1 protein-coding gene is annotated in these 968 nt (G+C 64.3%); it reads left to right on the forward strand.

The window, feature by feature from the left end:
- The coding region (locus tag Mco01_RS38715) for a non-reducing end alpha-L-arabinofuranosidase family hydrolase (RefSeq protein WP_275410699.1) at nt 1-918 on the forward strand (918 nt) is incomplete at its 5' end.
- Nucleotides 919-968 lie beyond the last annotated feature (50 nt).

Below are 968 nucleotides of genomic sequence, written 5' to 3' on the forward strand. Positions count from 1 at the left end.
CCGACGGGTACGTGTGATCTGCCGTCGTCGTACCGGTGGACGTCGACGGGTGCGCTGGCCACTCCGAAGTCGGGGTGGGTGTCGCTGAAGGACTTCACCAACGTGGTGTACAACGGCAAGCATCTGGTCTACGCGACGACGCATGACAACGGGTCGAGTTGGGGGTCGATGGCCTTCGCCCCGTTCACGAACTGGTCGGACATGGCCTCGGCCACGCAGACCGGGATGAGCTCGGGCACGGTGGCGCCGACGTTGTTCTACTTCGCTCCCAAGAACATCTGGGTGCTGACCTATCAGTGGGGGTCGACGGCGTTCTCCTACCGCACCTCCAGTGACCCGACCAACCCGAACGGGTGGTCGTCGCCGCAGGCGCTGTTCACCGGGAGCATCTCGGGGTCGGGGACGGGGCCGATCGATCAGACGGTGATCGGGGACGGGTCGAACATGTACCTGTTCTTCGCCGGGGACAACGGGAAGATCTATCGGGCGAGCATGCCGATCGGGAACTTCCCGGGCAACTTCGGGTCGAGCTACACCCAGATCATGAGTGACTCGACGAACAACTTGTTCGAGGGTGTGCAGGTGTACAAGCTTCAGGGGTTGAACAAGTACCTGATGCTGGTGGAGTCGATCGGTTCGCAGGGCCGGTACTTCCGTTCGTACACCGCGTCCAGTTTGGGTGGGTCGTGGACGCCGCAGGCCACGAGTGAGAGCAGCCCGTTCGCGGGTAAGGCCAACAGCGGTGCGACCTGGACCAACGACATCAGCCACGGCGACCTGGTGCGTAACAACCCCGACCAGACCTTCACCGTGGACGCGTGCAACCTGCAGTTGCTGTACCAGGGCCGCGCCACCAACTCCGGCGGCGACTACGGCCTGCTGCCCTACCGGCCCGGACTGCTCACCCTGCAGCGCTAACGGTCTGACCCGGTCTTGGACTGGAGCGGCGGGCTCGGCTGTGTGCCGAG

The organism is Microbispora corallina, from assembly GCF_016863035.1.
Classification (GTDB): domain Bacteria; phylum Actinomycetota; class Actinomycetes; order Streptosporangiales; family Streptosporangiaceae; genus Microbispora; species Microbispora corallina.